At 54.2% G+C, this 25,226-nt stretch carries 21 protein-coding genes; 16 read left to right on the top strand and 5 right to left on the bottom strand.

Features of this window, described 5'->3' with window-relative positions; translation table 11 throughout:
• The first annotated feature begins 11 nt into the window (after nt 1–11).
• The 5 genes from MKX64_RS06085 to MKX64_RS06065 all read left to right on the top strand — a co-directional run bounded on the left by MKX64_RS06085 (nt 12) and on the right by MKX64_RS06065 (nt 6,160).
• Nucleotides 12–1,106, top strand: coding sequence for an ABC transporter substrate-binding protein (locus MKX64_RS06085; RefSeq protein WP_244908268.1), 1,095 nt, complete (start codon nt 12–14; stop codon nt 1,104–1,106).
• 44 nt (nt 1,107–1,150) lie between these two features.
• Entirely contained in the window at nt 1,151–2,836 is a 1,686-nt protein-coding gene (locus MKX64_RS06080) for an ABC transporter permease (RefSeq protein ID WP_095398616.1), read from the top strand.
• Nucleotides 2,833–4,158 carry an MBL fold metallo-hydrolase gene (locus tag MKX64_RS06075; protein ID WP_095398617.1) on the top strand — a complete coding sequence of 442 codons (1,326 nt, stop codon included), beginning with the start codon at nt 2,833–2,835 and terminating at the stop codon, nt 4,156–4,158. The genes MKX64_RS06080 and MKX64_RS06075 overlap by 4 nt, the downstream gene beginning before the upstream one ends.
• A gap of 128 nt (nt 4,159–4,286) precedes the next feature.
• Nucleotides 4,287–5,006, top strand: coding sequence for a GDSL-type esterase/lipase family protein (locus tag MKX64_RS06070; RefSeq protein ID WP_176475591.1), 720 nt, complete (start codon nt 4,287–4,289; stop codon nt 5,004–5,006).
• 173 nt (nt 5,007–5,179) lie between these two features.
• Nucleotides 5,180–6,160: a ketoacyl-ACP synthase III gene (locus MKX64_RS06065; protein ID WP_095398618.1), complete on the top strand. Its 981-nt coding sequence runs from the start codon at nt 5,180–5,182 to the stop codon at nt 6,158–6,160.
• A gap of 172 nt (nt 6,161–6,332) precedes the next feature.
• On the opposite strand, the gene MKX64_RS06060 is transcribed toward MKX64_RS06065, so the two are convergent.
• Both MKX64_RS06060 and MKX64_RS06055 read right to left on the bottom strand, forming a co-directional pair.
• On the bottom strand, nt 6,333–7,097 hold the full coding sequence (locus MKX64_RS06060; protein ID WP_095267139.1) for a hypothetical protein: 765 nt from the start codon (nt 7,095–7,097) through the stop codon (nt 6,333–6,335).
• Between the two features lie 11 nt (nt 7,098–7,108).
• Nucleotides 7,109–7,711: a C39 family peptidase gene (locus MKX64_RS06055; RefSeq protein ID WP_095267140.1), complete on the bottom strand. Its 603-nt coding sequence runs from the start codon at nt 7,709–7,711 to the stop codon at nt 7,109–7,111.
• A 620-nt stretch (nt 7,712–8,331) separates the two neighbouring features.
• Between MKX64_RS06055 and MKX64_RS06050 the strand changes: the two genes are divergently transcribed.
• The 7 genes from MKX64_RS06050 (at nt 8,332) to MKX64_RS06020 (ending at nt 17,951) form a co-directional block, all read left to right on the top strand.
• The gene (locus tag MKX64_RS06050; protein ID WP_095398619.1) at nt 8,332–9,669 is read left to right on the top strand and encodes an ABC transporter substrate-binding protein; all 1,338 of its coding nucleotides are present in this window, start codon (nt 8,332–8,334) and stop codon (nt 9,667–9,669) included.
• A gap of 324 nt (nt 9,670–9,993) precedes the next feature.
• Nucleotides 9,994–10,953, top strand: a complete 960-nt coding sequence (locus MKX64_RS06045; protein ID WP_095267142.1) for a carbohydrate ABC transporter permease — start codon at nt 9,994–9,996, stop codon at nt 10,951–10,953.
• Nucleotides 10,950–11,813 carry a carbohydrate ABC transporter permease gene (locus MKX64_RS06040; RefSeq protein WP_095267143.1) on the top strand — a complete coding sequence of 288 codons (864 nt, stop codon included), beginning with the start codon at nt 10,950–10,952 and terminating at the stop codon, nt 11,811–11,813. The genes MKX64_RS06045 and MKX64_RS06040 overlap by 4 nt, the downstream gene beginning before the upstream one ends.
• A gap of 78 nt (nt 11,814–11,891) precedes the next feature.
• Nucleotides 11,892–13,613 (top strand): sensor histidine kinase, encoded by a 1,722-nt coding sequence (locus MKX64_RS06035; RefSeq protein ID WP_095398620.1) that lies wholly within the window; start codon nt 11,892–11,894, stop codon nt 13,611–13,613.
• Between the two features lie 15 nt (nt 13,614–13,628).
• Entirely contained in the window at nt 13,629–14,975 is a 1,347-nt protein-coding gene (locus tag MKX64_RS06030) for an ABC transporter substrate-binding protein (RefSeq protein WP_095398621.1), read from the top strand.
• A gap of 13 nt (nt 14,976–14,988) precedes the next feature.
• On the top strand, nt 14,989–16,578 hold the full coding sequence (locus tag MKX64_RS06025) for a response regulator (protein ID WP_095267146.1): 1,590 nt from the start codon (nt 14,989–14,991) through the stop codon (nt 16,576–16,578).
• 401 nt (nt 16,579–16,979) lie between these two features.
• A complete protein-coding gene (locus MKX64_RS06020) occupies nt 16,980–17,951 on the top strand; it encodes a ring-cleaving dioxygenase (protein ID WP_095398622.1) in 972 nt (323 codons plus the stop codon).
• 126 nt (nt 17,952–18,077) lie between these two features.
• Here MKX64_RS06020 and MKX64_RS06015 read toward each other — a convergent pair whose 3' ends face one another.
• Complete coding sequence (locus MKX64_RS06015; RefSeq protein WP_095398623.1) at nt 18,078–19,064, bottom strand: helix-turn-helix transcriptional regulator; 987 nt, start codon at nt 19,062–19,064, stop codon at nt 18,078–18,080.
• 153 nt (nt 19,065–19,217) lie between these two features.
• Between MKX64_RS06015 and MKX64_RS06010 the strand changes: the two genes are divergently transcribed.
• Entirely contained in the window at nt 19,218–20,147 is a 930-nt protein-coding gene (locus tag MKX64_RS06010) for an SDR family oxidoreductase (RefSeq protein WP_095398624.1), read from the top strand.
• A 380-nt stretch (nt 20,148–20,527) separates the two neighbouring features.
• Here MKX64_RS06010 and MKX64_RS06005 read toward each other — a convergent pair whose 3' ends face one another.
• On the bottom strand, nt 20,528–20,785 hold the full coding sequence (locus MKX64_RS06005; RefSeq protein ID WP_095267149.1) for a GlsB/YeaQ/YmgE family stress response membrane protein: 258 nt from the start codon (nt 20,783–20,785) through the stop codon (nt 20,528–20,530).
• Nucleotides 20,786–21,023: 238 nt separating this feature from the next.
• Between MKX64_RS06005 and ptsG the strand changes: the two genes are divergently transcribed.
• Nucleotides 21,024–22,592 (top strand): glucose-specific PTS transporter subunit IIBC, encoded by a 1,569-nt coding sequence (gene ptsG, locus MKX64_RS06000; RefSeq protein WP_095398626.1) that lies wholly within the window; start codon nt 21,024–21,026, stop codon nt 22,590–22,592.
• A gap of 3 nt (nt 22,593–22,595) precedes the next feature.
• The gene (locus MKX64_RS05995) at nt 22,596–23,315 is read left to right on the top strand and encodes an N-acetylmannosamine-6-phosphate 2-epimerase (RefSeq protein WP_095267151.1); all 720 of its coding nucleotides are present in this window, start codon (nt 22,596–22,598) and stop codon (nt 23,313–23,315) included.
• 139 nt (nt 23,316–23,454) lie between these two features.
• Here MKX64_RS05995 and MKX64_RS05990 read toward each other — a convergent pair whose 3' ends face one another.
• Nucleotides 23,455–24,285 carry a MurR/RpiR family transcriptional regulator gene (locus MKX64_RS05990; RefSeq protein ID WP_095398627.1) on the bottom strand — a complete coding sequence of 277 codons (831 nt, stop codon included), beginning with the start codon at nt 24,283–24,285 and terminating at the stop codon, nt 23,455–23,457.
• Nucleotides 24,286–24,439: 154 nt separating this feature from the next.
• Here MKX64_RS05990 and MKX64_RS05985 point away from each other — a divergent pair, with 154 nt between their 5' ends.
• Nucleotides 24,440–25,177 (top strand): acyl-[acyl-carrier-protein] thioesterase, encoded by a 738-nt coding sequence (locus MKX64_RS05985; protein WP_341035511.1) that lies wholly within the window; start codon nt 24,440–24,442, stop codon nt 25,175–25,177.
• Nucleotides 25,178–25,226: the final 49 nt, after the last annotated feature.

The following is a 25,226-nucleotide window of genomic DNA, read 5'->3' as shown; positions in this document are numbered from 1 at the left end:
AGATGGTCTAAATGAAAAAGATGGCTTTTCGTAAAAAAGGAACGTTATTGCTGCTGGCATCCGTCATGAGCATCAGCCTGTTCGGCTGCGGCAACGCAACAAGCAACAGCCAAACGATCGAGCCGGCGAACACCGGACAAGCGGCGCCGGAGGAAACGGCAACTCAAGAAGCACCTCAGGAAACCGGAAATGCGTTGGGCGGCAAACTGGTGCTGTACAGTGCCGGTCCACAGAAGCTGGCGGACAACCTGATCAGCGGTTTTGAAGCTCAAACGGGCGTGAAAGTTGAAATGTTCCAAGGGACCACAGGCAAAATCCTGGCTCGCCTGGAAGCAGAGAAAGGAAATCCGGTAGCGGACGTTGTCATCCTGGCTTCCCTTCCTTCGGCCCAATCGCTGAAAGCGGAAGGACTTACAATGGCCTATCCGGATGCCGTGAACAGCGACAAGCTGAACACAGAATGGTCGGATGCGGACGGTCACTATTTCAGCACTAGCGCATCGGCGCTCGGCATTGTCTACAACACGAACCTGGTATCGAATCCGCCTCAAAGCTGGAGCGATCTGGAGCTTCCGGAGTGGAAGGATTCCGTGAACATCCCTGACCCAACGCTGTCCGGTTCTGCCCTTGACTTTATTACAGGCTATCTGAGCGTAAAGGGTGAAGGAGGATGGTCGCTGTTCGAGAACTACAAAGCGAATGGTGTAGCTATGGCCGGCGCAAACCAGGAGGCGCTTGATCCCGTCATTACCGGTGCGAAAAGCATCGTTGCCGCAGGTGTGGATTACATGACTTACTCTGCCAAAGTCAAAGGCGAGCCGGTAGACATCGTATACCCGGCAGAAGGAACGGTCGTGAGCCCTAGACCGGCAGCCATTCTGAACTCCAGCCAGAACGTCGACAACGCGAAGGCATTTATTGACTACCTGCTGTCTGATGAAGCACAGAAGCTTGTCGCTGAAGCATACCTGATTCCAGGTCGCGAGGACGTGGAAGCGGAAGGACGCACGAACCTGAAGGATATCCCGCTTCTGCCTGTAGACTGGGCATGGATGAACGATCATGGGGATGAGACGGCAGCCCGTTTCTCCGAGGTGTTCAAGTAAGCATTAAGAAGCATAGGAAGGCAATGTATGTGAGGTGAGCAGCAGTGAAACCTGTTTTCAAGGACAGCCCTAGCTTCTTTCGGAATATCGGAATTATACTTGCTTTATTTCTACTCGTAATAGGTATCGTCATACCACTGCTGCTGATTTTCTGGCAGAGTGTATCGACAGGGCAGGGTTTGGATCTGCTGGCACCGATACGAACGATTGCCGGACATGATCTGTCCAGCGTACTCTTTCAGACGATATGGCTCGGGGTATGTGTAGTGGCGGGAACCACGCTGCTCGCGCTGCCCCTGGCCTGGATCATGTCAAAGACGAGGCTCGGACAGCATCGATGGATTGATGTGGTGCTCATGATTCCGTTCATGACACCTCCTTATATCGGCTCCATGGGTTGGATTTTGTTCATGCAAAAAGGAGGCTACCTGCAGCAATGGCTGCCGGGCAGCGCCGCACTAAGCGACTCCTTCTTCAGCTTCGGGGGGATGGTGCTGATCATGTGTCTGCACTTGTTCCCTTTCCTCTATTTGCTGCTGCGCGACGCGATCATTCGCATCGGCGGCAATCTGGAGGAGGCCGGAGCGGTGCACGGGGCCAGCAGCGGATATCGCTTCCGCAGAATTATGCTGCCGCTGCTATTGTCTTCGTACGGCATGGGGGCGATGCTGGTCTTTGTCAAAACGATTGCGGAATTCGGCACCCCGGCCACGTTCGGGCGCCGTATCGGCTATTATGTCATGACCTCGGAAATTCACAAGTACATTTCCAGCTGGCCGATCGATTTCGGCAAGGCAACATCGCTGGCCTCGATTCTGCTGTCGGTCTGTCTTGTGATGTGGTATATGCAGTCCACCATTAGCCGGAGGTTCACTTACCGGCTCGTCGGCGGCAAGGGACAGCGCTCGAAGCGATACGCGCTGCGCGGCCTGACGGGTGCAGCCAGCGTGGTGTATCTGGCGTTGCTGCTGATCTTCTCGATAGGCATTCCTTACTTCTCGGTCATCGTCGCTTCCTTGATGAAGCTGCGTGGAGCCGGTCTGGCATGGGATAACCTGACGTTGGACCATTACAGGGATCTGCTGACCTGGGGCTCTGTCAGCATGAAGGCGCTGGGGAACAGTCTGGGCTTGTCGCTCGCTGCTTCCACGATTGCGGTGGTGCTTGGTACCGGATTCGCCCTGGCCGTCGGGAAATCGCAGAAGCGGACACAGCGGGTCATTGACCTGTTCAGCCTGCTGCCCAACACCGTGCCGGGCATCGTCACGGTTGTCGGATTGATTCTGTTCTGGAACTCGCCATGGCTGCCAGCGACGCTGTATAACACCTACGGCATGGTGGTGCTCACCTATGTGGTGCTCTTCCTGCCGTACACGGTGCAGTATGTCAAAGCCAATTTCACGCAAATTGACGGGAGCCTATTCCAGGCCGGGCAAGTATTCGGAGGCGGCCCGCTGCTGATTATGCGGCGGATTCTGCTTCCGCTGATTGTGCCGGGAATGCTGGCAGGGTGGATCATGACGTTCACCATCTCGGTGCGGGAGCTGGTCGGTTCCTTGCTGATTCTGCCTCCTTCGATGCAGACGTCAGCCACGTATATCTTCGCCCAGTTTGAACAGGGGCAAGTATCGCTCGGCATGGCCATGGCTGTCGTATCTGTCGGGATGACCGTGGCGCTGCTGCTCGTGGTTGAGGCGCTTAAATCTAACAGAAAGTGGAATGCATCATGATGAAGCTCAAAGTTTGGGGCGGCGCTGGCGAACATGGCCGCTCCGCTTATGTACTGAGCGGCAGCGATATTCATCTGCTGCTGGACTGCGGCGTCAAAAGAGAAGGCGCCGGGGAGTATCCCCTGATTGAGCCGGAACTGGTGCTCAAGCTGAACGCCGTGTTTCTCTCCCATGCCCATGAGGATCATTCCGTGGCGATTCCGATGCTGTATCGGCTGGGCTATCAGGGTGAAGTGTGGACGACCCGGGAGACAGCGGCTCAAGTGGAATCCTATTTCGAGAGCTGGCGAGCGTTTACGGAGCGCTCCGGGGGGCCGCTGCCCTACGAGGAGGCGGACTATAAAGCGATCCGATATCGTTTCCTTGACGAGGCTGCCGCGAGGCTGACCTGGTTCGAAGTGGTTCCGGGCGTTGAGGCCATGTGGGGGCGCAGCGGGCATATGGCTGGCTCGGTATGGCTGCTGATCCGGGCCGAGGGCAAGGAAATCTTCTATTCCGGAGACTATACGGCCGAGTCCATGCTGCTGGAGGATGACAGCCCGCGGGGTGTCCGGAAGGAAGCGATCTATGCGGACCTGGCGATCATTGACGCAGCCTACGGTACGGATGCCGAGTCACAGAACGACAAGCTGGAACTGCTGGAGAAGACGATCCGGGGTACGCTGGATCAGGGGGGCAAAGTCCTGCTTCCCGTACCGGCAACAGGCCGGGGCCAGGAGATGCTGCTGTGGGCTTACCGGACCTACCGGGACACGCCGATTGTGATCGAGCGCGGACTGCTAAACGGCATGGAGCGGCTGCTCAGCAGCCCGGAATGGCTGCGTGAGCGTGATGGCTATACAGGCCGGGACATGAAAGCTCAGGTCGAGCGGTTTCTCAGACGCGAAGATCTGCTTGTACCGGGGCATGAGGATGACCGAATCCGGCTGCTCGACACGCTGGGAGCCTCGATATGGTTTATTACCGACGGCATGATGCAGTCCGAGCTGGCCCGGTGGTATTATGAACAGCTGCGCGATGATCCAAGGCATCTTGTATTGCTGACGGGCCACGCTTCCAAGGGCACCTTTGCCGAGCGGCTGCTGCGGCAGCCGAGCGCATACGGCGTCTGTGCGGTGAAGAAGCTCAAATACAAGGTGCATCAAGGCTGCGAGGATGTGCGGCGCATGATGTCAGCCATGCCGGCAAGGCATAACGTGCTGGTACATGCCGTCAAGGAAGAAACAGACCGGCTTCGCAGCCGGCTGCTGGAAGAGGTGGAGGCCGCGCATGATCAAGTGCAGATTCATTCGATGTCGGCCAGTGAAGAATTATGGTTTTAATCGATCGGACCGGGGATGGCAGAAGCCTTCCTGGTCCGATTTTTTTGTTGCGAATCGTGCAGAATTCTCACATGGATTGGAATCTTTGATGTAGAATTAGGAAGAATCTTGAAGCAGGAGGGATGCAAATGGTTTCATCGGACAACCCTAAAGGCACGGGAGCGGCAGGAGAAGGTGAACCGTGGACCGAGCCGGACATGGCACCGGAAGGATACGATGAGAAAAAGCTAAAGCTGTACCATTATAAGTTGCTCAATCGTTTGGCCAAGAAAGGGCAGACGGTGCTGGTCGGCTCGTCGCTGATGGAGTTTTTTCCGATTCATGAGCTGCAGCAGTCGCTAGGACAGCGGTATTGCATTTATAATCGCGGGATCGCGGGGTACGTGACGGAGGAGCTGCTCGCGTCGATGGAGACATGCATTTATGAACTGGAGCCCTCGACCATCTTTATTAACATCGGTACCAATGATATCAGTGCGCCGGATTACACGCTGGAGAAGCTGATTGCAGGCTATGATGAAATATTGACCCGAATTGCATCAAGACTGCCGGATTGCCGGGTGTATGTGATGGCGTATTATCCCGTGAATGCGAAGGATGACTTTCCCTTTGTGTCCAAGGCTCAGATGGAGGAAATCTTTCAGAGAAGGACGAATGAGGCGATCCGGGAGGCGAACCAGGCGCTGGAGCAGTTGGCGGCTCGTCATGGGTATGCCTATATCGATGTGAATGAGGGGCTGACCGATGAGGAAGGGAATTTGAAGAAGGAATATGCGATTGATGGTATTCACATGTTCCCCAGCGGCTATGCGGTTATTTTACATAATATGATGAAGTATCTGGCTTAATATCGTGGCGCCCGTGTGGGGCCACATTAAGCTTCCTCATGTTGTTCCAACTATAAATTAGTAGCAAGTACTAATACCAGGTGTTATAATAGTTATAACTTCAAATTTGAAAATACAGATTCTAAAGTACAGTTTCTCTAAAATATGGATTCCAGCGACAGGAGGCTAGTAGATTGGGCCAGTCAAAATCGAAGATTACAGCGATCGGCACCTACGTTCCGGAGCGCGTGCTGAGCAATGCGGATTTGGAAAGAATGGTCGATACGAGCGACGAATGGATTGTTCAGCGCACAGGCATGCGCGAGCGGCGGATTGCGGCACCGGATGAGTATGTATCGGATCTGGCCATTAAGGCGGTCCGGGATATGGTCGACCGTTACGGTGTCAACGTCCAGGATGCGGACATGATTCTGGTTGCGACCAGCACACCGGATTATGCTTTCCCCAGCACGGCCTCCAGGGTTCAGGCGAAGCTCGGCATTGCAAGCACGGGCGCACTTGATATCAATGCGGCCTGCGCGGGCTTTGTCTATGCGCTTCAGATGGCTGACGGTTTAGTCACCGGCGGAATGTATAACAAGATTGTCGTGATTGGAGCCGAGACTTTGTCCAAAGTGACAGATTACACCGACCGAACGACATGTGTGCTGTTCGGGGACGGGGCAGGAGCCGTATTGGTGGAGCGGGATGACAGCGCCGGGGAGTTCATGGCGTCCATCTCGGGCACGTATGGCGAGGGCGGCATTCATCTATACAAAACATCGCTGTCCGAGCAGATGGAAGGTGTCGAGCTGAAACCCGGCAGCCTTGTGCAGAACGGCAGGGAAGTGTACAAATGGGCGGTTCGCAACATTCCGGAAGGCGTGCGGCAGCTGCTGGACAAAGCGGAGCTTTCAGCTGAGCAGGTGGATTGGTTCGTGCCGCACAGCGCCAATCTGCGGATGATCGAAGCGATTTGCGAACGGGGGCTGGTCCCGCTGGAGCGGACGCTGACCAGTGTGGAGTATCGCGGCAACACGTCCGCTGCTTCGATTCCACTGGCACTTCAGCTGGCAGTGGATGATGGCCGGTTGAAGGCAGGCGATGTGGTGCTGCTGTACGGTTTTGGCGGCGGCATGACCTATGCCGGTTCCCTGCTTCGCTGGACCATTTAACGGTAGGATACAGGGTTTCCAACGCTTTCAGCAGCCTTTGGCCTGGTGATAGGTGAACTCCATATAGAAAGCATTAAGGGGCTGTCCCTCAGGGGGCAGCCCTATGCTGTTTGCTTGATCACTGACCGTGCGCTGGTCTGAAGGCAAGGCATGGTGTTGTTAGCCGTCTATTTTATTCTCCTGAATGGTTGCGTTTTGTTAAATACAGCCAGGTGCCACCCACAGCCAGAATGGAGATCCCCGCGTACAGTGCATTCGATGAACGGAACCCGGATTGACTCGGCTCCGCATCCATGAATCCGCCGGAGGCATCCTCTGCCCAAGCGTCTATATCATGGTAACGTTCCATTAACAGGCTTTGAAATTGTTCCTTGCTCTGCGAGCTGCTGAGGCTGTATTTCCCTTCCGTCGGCTCCAGTTTCATGACGGAATTGGTTGGCTCCGAATACACGTAGTACTCCTCGGCCGGGAAGTCATGTACGAGCAATTCGTTCTCCTTGAGATTCAGCAGTCCTCCTGGAAGCTCGCGAGGATACCCAATCTCGGCCAATTCCCAATGTCCGTCTGCCGTTAGTTCTGTCCCGATGGCATTGACCGGCTGCCCGTCTTGGAAAATGACCGCAACCCATTTCGGCTGCCGATTTTCCGTGATGAGGCTGTCCGATTGTCCGAGGGCAAAGTCTGCGTTCAAGCTGTAGATGGGATACAGATCGCTAAATGTGATGTTTCCCGGCTCCTCTTTGAAGCCCCAGTCAGCCGGAACATCCGAGAAAACAACGTCCTCGACAATTTGCTGGAAATGGTGCTTGGCAAATTCCACCGCGCCTTCCGGCGGTTGACTAACGCTAGCATCAGCAGCTGCCCCTCCGATCAGAGAGACTCCGATTAATAGAGACAGCAGCGCCAACATCGCTGTACATCGCTGGATGAAAGACATTTAAATCCCCCCTACTTTTTAATATTGTGCACGGTATGCGTCCAGGCAAAGTCCGAGTTGTTCGTCAGTTTCGAATAGGAAGTTGATGATTTGAAGGAGTTGGAATTTCTGATCTTCACCAGGCTTACGTAGTTGCCGGAATTATCATTGAATCCATAAATCACGCTGAGGTGACCGACCCCTGTCTTTTTGCCTTTTCCATCCTTCCATTCTTTTCTCAAAATCATAGGCCTATTATTGTTGATGTCGCTTTTGATGGTGCTGAAGTTCACCGTTCCTGAAGTCGTACCACCACTGGATATTCCGGATTGGGTCATCGCTCTTTTGGATTCACTCAACGTGCCGGGCTTGTTCGGGCAATCCTTAATGTTCTTGCCGCGCTTGACTAATGTGCATTGGGACGGCGCAGATCCCAAGTGGAACTTAATGATGATCTGTGGGGCTGTTACCCAGCACCACTGACTTTTTTCCTGGTCCGTGGCCGTAACGCTTAAGTATTTGCTTGCCGCATGCGCACTGCTGGCTGGCATGATCATGGCCACTACCATGATGGTCAAGAGAACAGAAGTGATTATTTTTTGATACGGGCTAACCTTCGTTTTCCATCCTGTCACAACATTTCCCTCCCACTAGATCCGTATTATGGAGCAAACGTTTAATCCTTTGGACAGTATCGTTTGGAGCGGATGTCGTATGGTGCTTCTGGAAATTATTGCATAACCTTCATTCTTACAGACGGTTATGAATGGCAAATGTTTCACGCTCCTGCTTGTCCGTATGAAAAAAATGTACCGGTCCCATCAATCCCTTGGTTTTACCATTTGTCCCTTGTGTGCGTTTCCTGCCTCCTTTCGCTTTGGATTTTTCGTGCATTTTCCATGGAGAGTACTACTTCCGGCGCCCCTGAAATTCCGGTGTCGATGTAGCTCTTCAGCGCTTCAACTATATACAACGATGGATGTATTCCGTTTCTGACGCCCAATTCCGAACTTTTTTGTTAAAAAAATGAAAAGACCGAGCCTCTTCAAAACGGAGCGGGCTCCGTTAGAGATTCAGCCAAGCATGAGCCTGTGAGACTATGGCATTCCATCAAATCTGCCAGGCGAGAACAGACAGATCCAATCGGTAATCATAATAAATTCAACCATAAATCGGAAGATTGCCTCCTCAACATCGGATGTCACTTTCTTTAGACTTAAAGGTGAAAAATGACAATTTCGAAAGGGGTATAAGCATGAACAGATTCAAAGCGTGGAGCATCATGCTGATCAGCATCCTGATGATCGCCTCGCTGGCTGCCTGCAGCGGCGGAGGGGGAACAAGTACGGGAGAAGGGGATTCACCGGGTACCGATTCGAACAGCAGCAACGGCGGAGCCGATGCCGGGAAAAAGATAGAGCTCTCCTTCTGGTCACTCGGTACGACCAACTATGAGGAGCTGGCGAAGGAATATACGAAAGAGCATCCCAACATCACGATTAAGTTCCAGAATACATCCGACCAGACAGCACACCACAACAATCTGACCACAGCGTTGTCCGCCGGCTCGGGTGCACCGGATATCTTTATGCTTGAAATCGCATTCATGGAGCGCTTTATCAACAACCAGGACAAATTCCATAACCTGTACGATCTTGGCGCCAAGGACATCGAGGGCAACTACCTCGACTGGAAATGGCAGCAGGCGACCTCGGTGGATGGTGCGTTCCAGCTCGGTTTGCCGACAGACATCGGCCCGACCGTCGTGTATTACCGCACCGACCTGGCGGAGCAGGCGGGATTGCCAACCGATCCTGACGCATTTAGCGCCGCGATTGATACTTGGGATAAATTCGCCGCGGTAGCGAACGATTTCAAGGGCAAGACAGGCAAGCCGTTTGCTGATCTGACAGACCTGGTGTACAACGGTGTGCGGGACCAGTCGGCAGACCAGATTTATTTCAGCAAGGAAGACGGCAGCTTTGTCGGGGACACGAACCCGCAGGTCAGAAAGGCGTACGACTTTACGGTCAAAGGCATCCAGGAAGGCTGGATCGGCAACTGGACGCTGTGGTCTCCGGAATGGCAGAAAGCGATCAATGACGGTGAGTTCGGCGTCATGCTCGGCCCGGCCTGGATTGCAGGCACGATCCGAAATGCCGAGGACAGCGCAGGCAAGTGGAAGATCGCCCAGCTTCCGGAAGGTGCAGGCAACTGGGGTGGCTCCTTCCTGACATTGCCGAAGGAAGGCAAACATCCGCAAGAGGCGTACGACTTTATCGCCTGGCTGGTCAGTCAGGAGAATCAGCTGAAATCCTTTAAAGAAAGCGGTCTGTTCCCGTCGATTCCAGCGGTGTACAGCGAGCCGGCCTTCAAGGAGGATCAGGATGAGTTCTTCGGCGGGCAGGTCATCTCCGAAGCTTATGCGAAATCCGCCGAGCGGGTCAAACCGGTCTACTATGGGCCGCTGCATGACCAGACGGATACAATCATCAAGAATGCGCTCAAAAACGTGCTTGAGAAAAAAGCCGATCCGCAAAAAGAATGGGAGAGCGCCATTCAGCAGATCAAGACGCTGGTAGAACGCAGCTAGGCTGATTGCCTGAGGAGAACTGGGCCACAGCCCAAGAACACCCATAGCGCATGTGCTACTCAGCGGAGCGGTACCTGGCCCTGGACAGGATAAGAACTTCGCGCTCTGTCCATGAATCGCGCTGACCCGGCTTCGGTGATCCATCGTGAGCCTCGAATCCGGTCAGAACCGCAGGTTCAGGTCCGGCCGGGAGATCGCGTTCCCATTGCTTGATCTATCCATTAAATTACGTTTGCCATATGGTCCGAATCCGGGACAGGGGGTGCCAGGTGTTGGCGCTCTCGGTCCGGGTTCGGATTTACTCTTGAACCTGGAGGTGCATCCATGGCTGAGACAGCTACAGCCAAGCGGTCCGAGCCCGCGCCGGGGAAACGCCGCTTCATGACCGAGACAAGGCGAAGCCGCCTTACGGCGTATACGTTTATTTCCCCGTTTTTTCTTTTGTTTGCCATATTCGGGTTATACCCGATCGTGTTCACGATCTATCTGTCCTTCTTCAAATGGGACGCGCTCGGGCCGATGCAGTACGTCGGCTTCCGAAACTATGAGCTTGTGACTGGTGATCCGACCTTCTGGATTGCCTTTGGCAACACGCTGCTCATGGCGCTCATGGGAACCGTGCCGCAGCTCATCGTGGCGCTGTTTGTTGCCGTGATGCTTCACTCGGCGCTGAACAAATTCAAGAATACGTTCCGCATCCTTTATTTCATGCCGAATATCACCTCGATTGTAGCGGTCACCCTGGTGTTCAGCACGATGTTCGGCAACAACGGCATGGTGAACTGGATGCTGAACAGCTTCGGCATGGAAAGTGTCCCGTTCAATTCCGGCTGGTGGGGTGTCAAAATCGCCATTTCCACCATGGTCATGTGGAGATGGATGGGATATAACGCGATTATTTTTCTGTCCGGGCTGCAGAGCATCCCGACCGATATCTATGAAGCGGCCAAAATCGACGGGGCCAGCCGCCGTCAGCAGCTGATCTACATCACGCTGCCGCTCCTGCGGCCGTTCATTCTGTTCGTGACGCTGGTGTCCACGATCGGGGCGCTTCAATTGTTCACCGAGCCGTACGTCTTCCTCGGCCAGTCGGGCACAGGCTCCACGCGGCAGGAAGGGGTTACGATGGTGACCTATCTGTATAACGAAGCGTTCAAGAACGGTTTCTTCGGCACCGCAGCCGCCACGGCAGTGCTGCTGTTTATCGCGACGATCATCTTCTCCGTCCTGAACATGATGCTGTCCAGCCGGATGGGCGGAGAGACAGGAAGGGGTAAAGCATGAGCTCACTAGCATTACGTCGAAAAAAACCGGATGAACCGGGCATCATTTCCAGAATTCTGTTTTATTTTTTCCTGGTCCTCGGAGCCCTGATTTCGATCTTTCCGTTCTATTGGATGTTCGTGGTGGCGACCAATGGCAAGGATGCCGCGTTTCAAATTCCGCCGCTGCTGACCCCGGGGCTGGAGTTCTTCAACAACTTTGCACGGGTGCTGGAGCGGACCGACTTCTTCCGGGCGCTGCTGAACTCGGTGGTGGTGTCCACCTCGGTGACGCTGTCGGTTGTATTCCTGTGCACGCTCGCGGGCTATGCGTTTGCGAAGTATGAATTCCCTTTGAAGAAGACGCTGTTTGTGTTTGTTATTGCTACGATGCTCGTCCCTGTTCAGCTGGGGGTGCTGCCGCAGTATGTCATTATGGCCAAGCTGCAGTGGATCGACAGCTACAAGGCGCTGATCGTTCCGGCGATGGTGAACGCCTTCGGCATCTTCTGGATGAGGCAGTACATCGCCTCCGCGGTGCATTCCGAGCTGATTGAAGCGGGGCGCATTGACGGCGGCGGGCATTTTCGGATTTTCTGGAATATCGCGATTCCGGTCGTGACGCCGGCGATGGCTACGCTGGGCATCCTCAATTTCATGAATGTATGGAACGACTTCTTCTGGCCGCTCGTGGTGCTGAAGAACCGGGAGAACTACACGATCCAGATCGCGCTGCAGCAGCTGTTCACGAACAAGGATGGGCTCGATTACGGGATGATCATGTCAGCCACCTTCACCGCGACGCTGCCGCTGCTGATTGTGTTTCTGCTGTTCAGCCGCTGGGTCATTGCCGGCCTGACCTCGGGAGCGATAAAAAGTTAGCGGCATCTGCGGCCAGATGCTAGGAGAATAGAGGAAACGCGAAGAATAATAGTTATAGGAAGCGAAGGGGGAACCACGATGAAACTCCGCCGAAAAATTTTGCTTGCTATTATTCTTCTCGTCTTCATTCCGGTCATTGTCATGGGGGGCGTGTCCTACTACAGCTTCTCGGATACGATAGAGAAAAAATCGAGCCATTTCTACTGGGTCTCGCTGCTTGAGACGGACCGGAAGCTGAAGTTTGCGCTAAGCGAAATTACGACGATCTCCAATTCGGCGATTACGCAGCAATCGGTGCAGCAGATGCTGAAGCAGCCGGAATATGCGATCACCTATGATCGCAGGCAGGAGATCAACAATCTGATCAATCATCCGATGATTGCTTCATTTGCCTTTTATTCGAACGAGCGGCTTGTATACCACACCGATGATGCGCTTGGCATGCAGGAGCTGCGGGAGCAGGACTGGTATGGGAAGGTGCGGGAGGCCGAAGGCAGACCGGTATGGGTCGGCCCGGGGGAGAACGGCTCGGCCGAGACGGGGACGATGGCACTGGTTCAGGCGCGGATCATTAAAGATTATGACTCGCTGGAGGATATCGGGACCGTGGTCATCTATGTGAAGCCCGATCTGCTGGATCAGGTGTTCTGGGAGGCCCAGACCTTGAAGCAGGGGGACATCCTGCTGGTGAACAAGCAGGGGAAGGTTGTATTCAACAAGTCGGGGGAGCATATTGGGAATCGGGCGGCGTTTCCTTTTCTGACCCAGGAGCAGGACAATGGAAAGGGATATTACGTCGACAATTATTTGAACGAAAAATCGCTGATCACCTATCTGCCCTCCCATCATAAGGATTGGTTCCTGGTGGCGATTACGCCGAGCCGGCTCATTTCCTCGGAATCGGCGCCGATTCGCAACATTGCGCTTCTGCTCGGTGCGGTTTCGCTCGGGTCGGCCTTTCTGTTCGACCGCTTCTTCGTGCGCCGGATGGTGCGTAGCATCATCAGCGCGGTGAATGGGATGAAGCGGGTGAAGCAGGGCATCTTCTCCCCGATTTCCTCCCACCGTCCGGCAGACGATGAGACGGATCTGCTGATCGATGGCTTCAACCGGATGAGCTCGCAGATTCAGGAGCTGATCGGACAGGTGCAGACCGAGCAGGCCCGGAAGAAGGAGGCGGAGCTGCAGGCGCTGGTGGCGCAGATCAATCCGCATTTTATATACAATTCACTCGAATCGATCAACTCCATGGCCGTACTTCAGGGAAACAAGGATATTAGCAGAATGGTCGTTTCCCTCGGCAAGCTGCTGCGGATCAGCATCAGTGAGAATCATGAGCTGATTCCGCTCAGCATGGAGCTGGAGCATGTGCGTCACTATATGCGCATCCAGAAGTTCCGGTTCGAGGACAAATTCGACTATGCGATTGAACTGCCGGAGCATCTCAGGCATTATGTCACGCAGAAGCTGATTGTCCAGCCCGTCGTTGAAAACGCTTTATACCACGGTATTGAGCCGATGGACCGTACCGGCTTTATCTCCATCAAGGTGATGGAGGAGGAGACGGATATCGTTGTTGACATTACCGACAACGGCCCGGGCTTCAGTCAGGAAACGCTGCTTATGCTATGGGACAAGGAACCGTCGCAGATGAAGAAATATCGCGAGAACGGCGTCGGTCTTAAAAATGTGCACGAACGGCTGAAAATCCGCTTTGGCAGCCGTTATGGCATTATGATCTGCTCGGCAAGCGGATGCGGCTCGACGATCCGGCTTCGCTTGCCGAAATTGCTGACCTAGAAGGGGGGCGTGAACATGAGAGGGTTCTGGAATTGGGGATGGGTATTAGGTTATGCCGCTCTGCTCGCGCTCTCCGTCCTGTGGGTCACGATACAGAACCAGGAGCCGCTCGAAGCGGTGCAGGAGGAGAAAATTACGCTGACCTTCCGGCACTTCTGGAACAAGGAACATGATAAGCAGGTCCTGGACATTTTTGAAGATATCGTAGAGGACTATCAGGCTGCGCATCCGAATGTCAAAATCAGCTTTGAAGGAATGGACCAGACGATTCACCGGGAACAGAAGCTTAAGAGCGAGATGGTGACCGGCACGCCTCCGGATATGTTTGTATTGTTCGGGGGCGCGGAGATCGAGCCTTATGTTCGATCGAACCGGCTGATGGATTTAACGTCGTTTCTGGCGGCAAGCGGGATGGGGGAGAAGTTCAGGGATTTGCATCTGTGGACGTTTGATAATCGGGTCTATGGGCTGCCTTTTGAAGGGAACGCCGAGCCGATCTATTATAATAGAACGATTTTTCGCCGGCTTGGCCTGACGCCTCCCGGAACGCTGGAGGAGCTGAACCAGACTGTCCGCATCCTTAAGGATCGGGGCTACATTCCGTTTGCGCTTGGGAACGAGGACCGGTGGCCTGGCGGGATTTTTGCCCATTATTTGATGGATCGCTATGCGGGACCGGAGATGATCGAGGCATTAATTCAGGGACGAGCGGACGTTAGCTTTCAGAACAGGTCTTACGAGCAGGCCTTCCGTCATCTGGAGAGATGGATCGAGGAAGAGGCCTTCAGTCCGAATTCGAACGATCTGTCCACGGAGGAGGCCATTCAATTGTTCACTTCAGGGCAAGCGGCGATGTATGTGAACGGAAACTGGGACATTGGTTTATTCCGCAGTGAACATTATCCTGAATTTCAGAATGAGGTTGGGGTCATTCCGTTTCCGGCCATGAGCGCGAACCGTCCCGCCTCCGTCGCTGGCGGCTATACGATTGGCATCGGCTTATCTTCCGACCTCGACGAGGCCAAGCGGGAGGCGGCCTATGAGCTGCTGAAGATGGTCTATACAACGGAGGTGCAAAGCCGGCTCGTCTATGAAGCGATGCGCATCCCTTCGATGAAGGTTGAGTTCGACCCGGATCGGACGGGACCGGTGTTTGCACAGGTGATTGAGCTGATGGAGAGCACGCCGGACAGCTTTGTTCCGTACGATAACATTTTGTCGCCGGAAGTGAAGAAAACGTTCTTGAAAGTGGTGGAGGACCTGCTAGGCGGGCGGCTTACGGCCGGATCGGCGCTGGAGCAGATTCAGCAGACATCGCTGCAGTACTGGGAGCTGAGACGCAGCTCGGCTGCGGGGGAATAGGGAGGGCTATGGCATGGGAGAACCGAACGGAAAATACAGGGTGATGCTGGTGGATGACGAGCCGATCATTCTGCGCAGTTTACGGGCGGCCATTCCTTGGGAGGAGCTTGACCTGGAGGTCGCGGGGGAAGCCCGGAACGGCGACGAGGCGCTGCAGGTGGCGCGGGCGATGTCGCCGCATATCATCATCAGCGATATCCGCATGCCGGGAAAGGACGGCATCACGCTCATGAAGGAATTGATGGCGGATGACCGGCGGCGGCTCATTATTTTCATCAGCGGTTACGGTGAATTTGAATATGCAAGGGAAGCGCTTCGGGAAGGCGCGTTTGATTATCTGCTCAAACCGATTGATCATGACGAGCTGACCGAGACGATCATGAAGGCGGTGAAAACGCTGGATCAGCAGGCACAAGACGACAAGATGCATCATTCCATCAAGGTGCTGTCGCTGCTGGCTCGCGAGCGGATGTTCACCGAGTTCATCGAAGGGAGCGGCAGTCCGCTGCAGCATATGCAGTGGCTGGAGAGCAGCGAGCTGGCCAATGCTTATACGATGGCGGTGGTGCAGCTGGATCACTATTTGAAGCTGAACGAGCAGTGGACGATGGATGAGAAGCGGCTGTGGCTGTTTGCCGTCCGCAACATTGTGGAGGAATGGTCGCTTGTTCATGATGTGCTGACGGTGTTTCCGTTTCGCAGCGGGGAATGGGTGCTGCTGTTCCCGGACATTCCGGCTGAACGGCAAGAGGAGGTAGGGCAGCAGCTTGTGCAGGTGATCCGGCAGCATACGAAGCTGTCGTGCTCCGTCGGCTTCAGCCCGGCTATGAAGGGCATTGATCGCCTCGGCACCGCGTATGAGCAAGCGGTCCGCGCGCTTTATCGCCGCTTTTATTCAGGGGAGGGCGGCGTGTTCACGGTACTGGCCGAACCCGATGCGCAGCTGGGCGGGGAGGCCCGGTATCCGAAGCATCTGGAGGAGCAGATGGTGGAGAGCGTCCGGACATTGCAGAAGGAACGTCTGCTGGCGCTTTTTGATGAGACCAGGGCTTACATCGAGCAGTCTGCATACAGCAAGGAAAGCGCGGAGCGGCTTCTGGTTGAGATGAGTGTGGTGCTGTATCGCCAGTTCGAGTTCATGCAGGTCCCGTTTGAGTGGTCGCTGGAGGGACTTTTGCAGGATCTGCATGCTTCGGGAACTTTAGCAGCATCCATCGAGGTCATCAAGGATAAATTCGGGAGCTGGATGTCAGCCAGCCGAGCAGGCCAGCCGAAAGACAAAGTCCAATTTGTCATCGACAAGGCCAAAGCATACATGGAAGAGCATTATTACAAGGATCTCAGCATGGAAGAGGTCGCCGAGCTCGCCGACCTGAGCATCAGCCATTTCTGCACGCTGTTCAAGCAGACGACAGGGTATACGTTTCTGGAGTATTTAACGGAATGCCGAATTGAGAAAGCGAAGACGATTCTGCTTCATTCGGATGTCAAAGTGTACCAGGTGGCCCCGATGGTAGGCTATCAGGACCCGAAATATTTTACACAAGTATTCAAGAAAATAACCGGAAAGACACCTTCGGAATTTCGAGAGGAAGCGGTATAGTACAGCAAGGCGGGGCCGGTGGGCCGCTGGTGGATATAGAGAGGGTCACGAGGATACGGAGTTCTTTGTCCGATGGACGGGGGACTCTTTTTTATATATTAAGAATCTTAATATTAAGACTTGACGCTCGAACGAAACGAGTTTAAACTGAGGGTGAAACATGAACGAAGCGTCGGACTAGATAGACGATCATGGTGTGAAGCTGCGGCTTTACCGTCATACGACAGATTCATCGCATTTCCAGCCACGCTGCACCCATCAAGAACGCTCAAGAAGGGCAAGCTGATGATGTATGGCTGATCATGGTCATCCGTACGGCAAATTCGGCATTGGCGATCCAGGCAGGAAACAGTGGCAGCCTGAAATCGCCGCCAGTCTATAGAAGGTGGAGGAATAACATCATGCAATTTAAAGGCATTCACCACGTATCCGCGATTACGGCAGATGCTCGCCGCAACGTTGATTTTTATACCCGAATATTAGGACTTCGTCTGGTCAAGAAGACGGTGAATCAGGATGATCCTTCCGTGTATCATTTGTTTTACGGCGATGAGCTGGGCAGTCCGGGGACCGAGTTCACCTTCTTCGAGCTTCCGATGGCCGGACGCACGCGGGAAGGGAACAATAGCATCTCGGCGACCTCGCTTCGCGTGCCAAGCGACCGTGCTCTGGAATATTGGAAGGAACGGCTGGACGAATACGGTGTGGAGCGTGAAGAGATCTTGGAGCGTGCAGGGCGGTGGACGCTGGCATTCCGGGATTTCGAGGGACAGCGGATCATACTCGTATCGGATGAGCACAATAGCGGCGTCGCCGGCGGTGTGCCGTGGGATAAGAGTCCGGTTCCTGCCGAATACAGCATCATCGGGCTGGGACCTGTCCAGCTGACGGTACCGAATGCGAAGCAGACCGTGCGTGTGCTGACCGAGCTGATGGGCTTCCGGCATGCAGGCCAGTATCCTTCACAGGTTGAGGGCCAGCCGGATATCGTCGTGTATGAGACCGGAGAAGGCGGGACCGGCGCCGAGGTTCATATCGAGGAGCGGACCGACCTGCCACAGGAACGTCTCGGCCGGGGCGGTGTGCATCATGTTGCGTTTCGCACCGAGGATGAAGAGGAGCTGCGCCAGTGGATTCAGCAGATTACAGCGGCGGGCTTTGCCCATTCAGGCTATGTGGACCGCTTCTACTTCCGTTCCCTCTATTTCCGGGAGCCCAACGGGATTTTGTTCGAACTGGCGACAGACGGGCCCGGCTTCGACACGGACGAGCCGCTGGAGCACCTGGGCGAGTCGCTGGCACTTCCGCCTTTCCTGGAACCGAAGCGGGAAGAGATTGAAGCGCAGCTGAGACCGCTGGATACCTCATTGTAACTCCGGTCCGCACGGAGGAATACGTCATTTCATAATCGGGATGGTCTCAACGAAGCACCGGCCTCGAAGTCTGCAGTCAAGCAGACTTCGAGGCCGTTTGTCTGTATCGGCATATCCGCTCGATGTTCAGATTTCTTCTGCATTGTGATGCGATGGCGATGGGGCATATACCTGCCATATGGCTTTGGCGGTTGCGCTGACCTGTTCCCGCAGCTCCGGCGGCTGGAGCACCTCGGCTTCTGGACCGCAGCCGAGCACAATGAACACCGCCGATTCCAGCGTGTTGAATTCCATATGAGCGACAGTCCAGCCTGGCATCTCGCCAGAGCTGTCATGGCGGATGGTATGGATATAACGTTCCCGCTGCAGGCGGCTCAGCTGTCCAGTGGTCAACCTGACCATGGCCGGATAACGGGGGAGCTGCTGCTTGAACTGCTGCACGGAGTGCTCCCAATACGCGGCAAGATCGAAACCGGGAGGCCGTGTACACAGCTCGTCCGAGATCGACGCATCGACCATTCTGGATATCCGGTACGTTCGGAGCTCTCCTGCCGATTCGGCCACCAAATACCACGTGCTGCGCTTGGCGACCAGCCCCAGAGGCGACACATGCCGCTCTACCAGATCTTCTCCTTTATGATACCGAAAGGACAGCTGCCGGTCTGCCCACACCGCCTCCTGAACGACAGGGAGACAGGGCAGTGGCTCATGGACGCTGTGCCAGCCCGCTCCGTCAATATGAACCTTCTGCCGGATCATCTCGGCATCCTGACGAACGGAACGGGGCGATGCAGCCAGCAGCTTCTGGTATGCCGCATCCAGCTGTTTGCCAATCCCGAGCTCCTCCATAAGCTGGCTTTGCCCGGACAGAAGCAAGGTCAACAATTCCTCAGGAGTCATGCCGGTCAGATTGGTGCGGTAGCTTTCCTCAAGGAGCCAGCCTCCGGCGGCGCCTCTTTCGGCATATACGGGGATCCCCGCCATGCTTAAACTTTCCATATCCCGAATGATCGTTCGTTCAGATACTTCCAGCTGCTCGGCCAGATATTTTGTTGTTTTCTTTCCGCCGTTTTGCAGCATGAACAGGATCGATAACAGCCGGTCTGCTCTCATAAGGTCACCTCGAATTCCGAATACTAGTGGATACTAGCTCATATTAACTGAATACTAGTTATTGTAGCATTTATATAAGACAGCAGATGTCATATATACCGGATAAGATGGAGTTCGATCATATAAAATTTTGAGCACATGGAGGACGAAATTATGAATAAAGACCAGCCGAATCACGAGAGATCTGGCGGTAGCGCTGCATCAGCGCAACCGCTGGCCGGCAAAGTCGCTGTCGTAGCCGGCTCGACACGGGGAGCGGGAAGGGCGATTGCCGTCATGCTTGGCGCTGCGGGCGCAACGGTGTATTGCACCGGCCGCAGCATACGCGGACAGCAATCGGACCTGAAGCGTCCGGAGACGATTGAGGAGACAGCCGAACAGGTGTCCGAGCGCGGAGGCATTGGCATTCCGGTTCAATGTGATCATACGGACGAGGAGCAGGTTCAGGCACTGTTTGAGCGTGTCAAGGCCGAGCAGAACGGGCAGCTGGATATCCTTGTGAATGACATATGGGGCGGCGAGCATCTGACCCATTGGAATATTCCGTTCTGGGAGCAGTTTCTATCCGATGGCCTGCTTATGCAGAAGAGAGCCGTGCACGCGCATATGATTACAAGTTATTACGGGGTTCCGCTCATGGTAGAGCGGGGAAGCGGTTTGGTCATCGAAATGACGGACGGCTCCACCTATAATTACCGGGGCAATCTTTATTACAGCTTGGCCAAAATTTCGGCGATTCATTTGGCTGAAGCGATGGCCGCGGAGCTTCGCCCTTATGGCGTGACCGCCGTGGCGGTAACGCCGGGCTTCCTGAGATCGGAGCAGATGCTTGATTATTTCGGCGTCAAAGAGGACAACTGGCGCGATGCGGTAGCCAAGGAAGCTCATTTCATAGAGTCAGAGACGCCGTATTTTGTGGCACAGGCAGTGGCTGCGCTGGCCGCAGACCCGAAGGTAGCCGAGAAGAGCGGGCAAGCGCTGACAAGCTGGGACTTGTCCGTGGAATACGGCATTCGTGACATCGATGGACGGCACCCACACTGGGGCCAATATGCCAAGAAGAACAGATTGCCTCTAAACTGACCAGCGCGATGCTGGCAATGCATGAAGAGGGATGGACGAACACCTTCGGGCATGCGGTTCAGTCGCCGCCGCCCATACAGCGAAACATTGCGCGTCAGGAGCTGCGCGCGGTGCAAGAAAGGCTAGCAAAACAGGGTGTCAGAAGCCAAGATCTGGCTTCTGACACCCTGTATGCTTCATCTGACCGCATGTGATGGCAAGCGTGTCCACACCGGACTCGGCTGAGCCTTGCGGTATGAGACGCCGGTCCCACGGCGGTTTCCTGCATCGCCCAACCGGACATCCGCTATACCCGGACCAGGTACGGATGACATGAACCTCGTCGGAGTCCGGCCAAACGACGCTAAGCTTCTTGCTGTCCAGCTGTCATGTGATCCGCTTTAGGATCGGCCACGTCTCATCGAGCCCATCACCAGGCTGACGATAAAGACCAGAACGACCGCACCGATCAACGCCGGAATAATGTAGAAATCTCCGATGACCGGCCCCCATGTGCCAAGCAGCAGGCTACCCAGCCATGCCCCGATAAATCCAGCAATAATGTTGCCGATAATTCCTCCCGGGATGTCTCTTCCCATAATCAATCCCGCAAGCCAACCGATAATCCCGCCGACAATTAATGACCAAAGAAAACCCATGTTTATCACCTCGTATAAGTTATAGTTGTTTGTGCCTTACTATTAACCAAAGCACCAACTTTTAAACAGAACAGTTACCTAAAGTGTTGATTTCGTAAGGATCAATATGGAATCTTGAACATATCAAGGTCCAAAAGATAGTAAAAATAATACATAACATAAGCATTGACGAAAATAGATTTCATAATATATATTTGTATGAAAATAGTTTTCTTAAAGGAGAAAGGGGCGCAAAATCATGAATAACTTCTTTGAAAAAGCGCAGCGATTCGGCAAGTCATTTATGCTCCCGATTGCTGTTCTTCCGGCAGCCGGATTGCTGCTTGGGATTGGCGGAGCGCTGTCGAATCCCAATACGGTAAGCACGTATCCGTTCTTGGATGTGCCTTGGCTCCAAAACGTATTCACCATTATGAGCAGCGCCGGCAATATCGTGTTTGCCAACCTGGCCCTGCTGTTTGCCATCGGGGTAGCCGTTGGCCTTGCGAGAGCCGACAAGGGGACTGCCGGTCTGGCTGCAGGTCTTGCCTATCTGGTCATGAATGCCACAGTCAATGCGATGCTGGTCATCACAGGCAATCTCGCTGCGGATGATCTGTCATCTGTCGGCCAGGGGATGATTCTCGGCATACAAACGCTTGAAACCGGTGTATTCGGCGGTGTGGTCATCGGTTTGGTCACTTCGATATTTCATAATCGCTATAACAAAATACAACTGCCGCAGTTCCTCGGATTTTTTGGCGGGTCACGCTTCATTCCGATTGTGACGTCATTTGCAGCGATCTTCGTCGGCGTGGCGATGTACTTCATCTGGCCGCCGATTCAATCGGTCATTTTCCAGGCAGGCGGGCTGGTTGAAGCTACCGGGTATATCGGAACATTGCTATACGGCTTTATTCTGCGCCTGCTCGGCCCGCTGGGGCTGCATCATATTTTCTACATGCCATTCTGGACGACAGGACTTGGCGGATCGATGGAAGTATCCGGTCAGCTGGTGGAAGGAACGCAGAAGATCTTTTTCGCCCAGCTCGCAGATCCGAGCACGCAGCAGTTCTTTAGCGGAACCTCGCGCTTCATGTCCGGCCGCTTCATTACGATGATGTTCGGGCTGATCGGGGCAGCGCTTGCGATCTATCATACAGCCAAGCCGGAGAACAAGAAGAAGGTGTTCGGTCTGATGCTGTCAGCGGCACTGACATCCTTCCTTACAGGGATCACCGAGCCGCTTGAATTTTCGTTCCTGTTCATCGCGCCGTTTCTGTATGTCATTCACGCATTCTTCGACGGCCTGGCCTTTATGCTGGCCCACATCTTTGAAATTACGATTGGCCAGACGTTCTCGGGCGGTCTCATTGACTTCATTCTGTTCGGGGTGCTTCAAGGTCAGGACAAAACGAACTGGATGATCGTTCCGGTTATCGGTGCCGTATGGTTCTGCCTGTACTATTTCACCTTCCGCTTCATCATTGTGAAATTCAAGCTGAAAACACCGGGCCGTGAGGATGAGACGGAAGCTGGCGGAAATTCCGGAGCGGGAAGCGCAGGCGCCAGCGAAGCATCCGAAGGGGAGCAGAGAGCAGCGGCGGTCCTTGCCGGCCTAGGCGGAAAGGACAATATCAAGGATCTGGACTGCTGCGCGACACGCCTTCGTGTCTCGGTGTTTCAGGTGGACGGCGTGCAGGAGGATCAGCTGAAGAGCACCGGTGCCAAAGCGGTCATCGTCAAAGGCAACGGCGTCCAGATTATATATGGCCCACAGGTTACCATCATTAAGAATGAAATCGAAGAATATATGGGAGAGTCATAAAACATGGGGAACACAGACAGAACAGACAGAACTGACAGATTGGAACAGCTGGGGATTAAGCATAAACTCATTGTCTCATGTCAGGCGCTAGAGAACGAGCCGCTGCACAGCTCCTTTATTATGGGGAGAATGGCACTGGCGGCGCTCCAGGGAGGGGCGTCCGGCATCCGGGCCAACACGGCGGCGGATATTATAGAGATCAAGTCGCAGGTGCAGCTGCCGGTCATCGGCATTGTGAAACGGGATTATCCGGATTCCGAAGTGTACATTACACCTACCATGAAGGAAATTGAGGAGCTTGTGGAAGCGAAGGCGGAGATTATTGCACTCGATGCCACTTCTAGTCTGCGGCCTGGCGGGCTGACGCTGGGTGAGCTGATGCAGCAGATCCGGGCCAAGTATCCTGACCAGCTGCTGATGGCTGATGTATCTACAGTCGAGGAAGCGGAGGAGGCCGAGAAGCTGGGCTTTGATATGGTGGGCACAACGCTTGTTGGCTATACGGCTGCAAGCCAGGGTCAGAAGGTATACGATCATGATTTTGAAATTATGAAAAATATGCTGCAGGCTGTTCAGCTCCCCGTCATCGCGGAAGGCAACATACTGACGCCGGACATGGCCAAGCGCTGTCTTGAGCTCGGCGCCTACAGCGTCGTTGTGGGCGGAGCCATCACGCGGCCGCAGCAGATTACGGCACGGTTCGTAGAGCATCTGAATACTTGATCCAGCAGGGTGTGACTTCGAAATCACGAGGGTGATGGAGAGGCGCACCCTCTTTCTTATACAGATGACGCCTGCACTAAACATAAGCAAGACTTCGAGGCTGAGCCTGTCATACGGACGCTGCCACGTTTCAGCTATGCTATGTATCTTTGGACAGGCCCTCATATTTGCCCTTCCGGTACAACGCCTGGAGGGTGTTCTCGCGGTTATGCAGCAGCTCGGGATCATCCAGCAGCAGCATCGTAATGACATCAAGCACATAAATGATGGCCAATTGACTGTTGATGAAGTGCTCGTCGCCAGCGCGGTTGCGGCTGGGCGTAAACAGCGACACATCGGATATATCCGTTAGCGGCGTGTGGTCATAGTTCGTAATGCTGACCGTCCTGGCGCCGTTCTTCTTCCCTACGGCCATCGCATCAATGACTTCCTGGGTTCGTCCGGAATTGGACAAGCCGATGATCAGATCGTTCTCGCTAAGCAGAGAAGCGCTCATAATCATCAGGTGTGAGTCGGTGATGGCATCAATCGAGATGTTCATGCGCATAAGACGATACTTGAATTCCAGCGCTGACAGGCCGGAACTGCCGAGTCCATATACCTGAACGCGATGAGCGCCTTTAATAAGGGCGGCAATCTGCTCAATGCTCTCCTGCTGGATCAGATCCGCGGTCGAGTTAACGATATCGTTATACAGGTTGCGGACTTTGGAGAAGCTGCTGCTATCATCGACCGGTTTTTCAATTTCTCGGCCCAGCCGGATTTTAAAATCAACGAAGCTTTCGCAGTTGATCTTCCGGCAGAAACGGGTCACGGTTGCCGTCGAGGAACGGGTAAGCTCGGCCAGCTCGCGAATGTTAATATTTTGAATAGAGTTCTTATGAAGGATGACATAATCCGCGATTTCCTTTTCCTTCTGGGAAAGGTTTCGATATTGAAGCTGAAGCTCGTCCATAATGCTAAGCTGCATGATTGTCCTCACCTTTCAGGCCGGGTAATATTTTAATTATAGCGTGTATTCAGGTACAGGGGAAATGCCGGTCGTAGCGACCGGAGAGCCCGGCGCTTTGGAACGGACAAGGCGTTTGATAAGATAGAATTACTGCTGATAAGGAGATGAAGGGATGAATATCGAACGCTGGATTGGAACATTCAATATTACCTCGGACGATGTGGATTATCGCTCAAAGTGCAGGTGGTCTTCTCTGCTAAGTCTGATGCAGCAAGCAGCCGATGCCCATGTGGAGGCGCTTGGGGTCAGCCGTGAGCAGATGCTGGCACAGGACATGGGCTGGATGCTGATCACGATGGATGCCGGGATGGATGTCATCCCGCAATATGGAGAGACGCTGCAGGTGGCAACCTGGAGCCGCGGGGCCAAGAGCGCGCTGTGGCAGCGCGATTACAGATGGCTGAACGAGCGCGGGGATGAAATCGGGAGTGCCCGTTCGGTGTGGGCTTTGGTGGATATTCGCAAGCGCAAAATTTTGCGTCCGTCCGCTTTTCCATATGAGGTTCCCGTACATGCCGAGTCGGCTGGCCCTCCGCCGGATAAGAAGATCGTGCCTGACGAGGCCGTCTTGGAAGAAGCGTACACGCACACGGTTCGCTACAGTGGAATCGACAGCAATGGACATCTTAATAACGCCCGTTACGCCGATTTATGCTTTGACGCCCTGCAGCCCGGGGAGCTTGAGCAGGGAGACGTTACAGGATTCAGGATCACGTACCATCACGAGGCCAAGATGAACGATGTGCTGCACATCGAGCGCTCTGGGGTTGAAGCGGGGACGATCTATTTCAAGGGGAACTCGCCGGAAGGGGAAAACTATTTTGAAGCGGCCATCGTTATGAATTTGTAACGGCGCATGAACGCTGGCGGCTTTGGCAGGTGGATGCCAGAGCTAGACA

The sequence above is a fragment of the Paenibacillus sp. FSL M8-0334 genome (assembly GCF_038000405.1).
Classification (GTDB): domain Bacteria; phylum Bacillota; class Bacilli; order Paenibacillales; family Paenibacillaceae; genus Paenibacillus_AQ; species Paenibacillus_AQ campinasensis.
The sequence above is the reverse complement of the archived record's forward strand: the minus strand, read 5'-3'. Positions and strand labels throughout refer to the sequence as shown.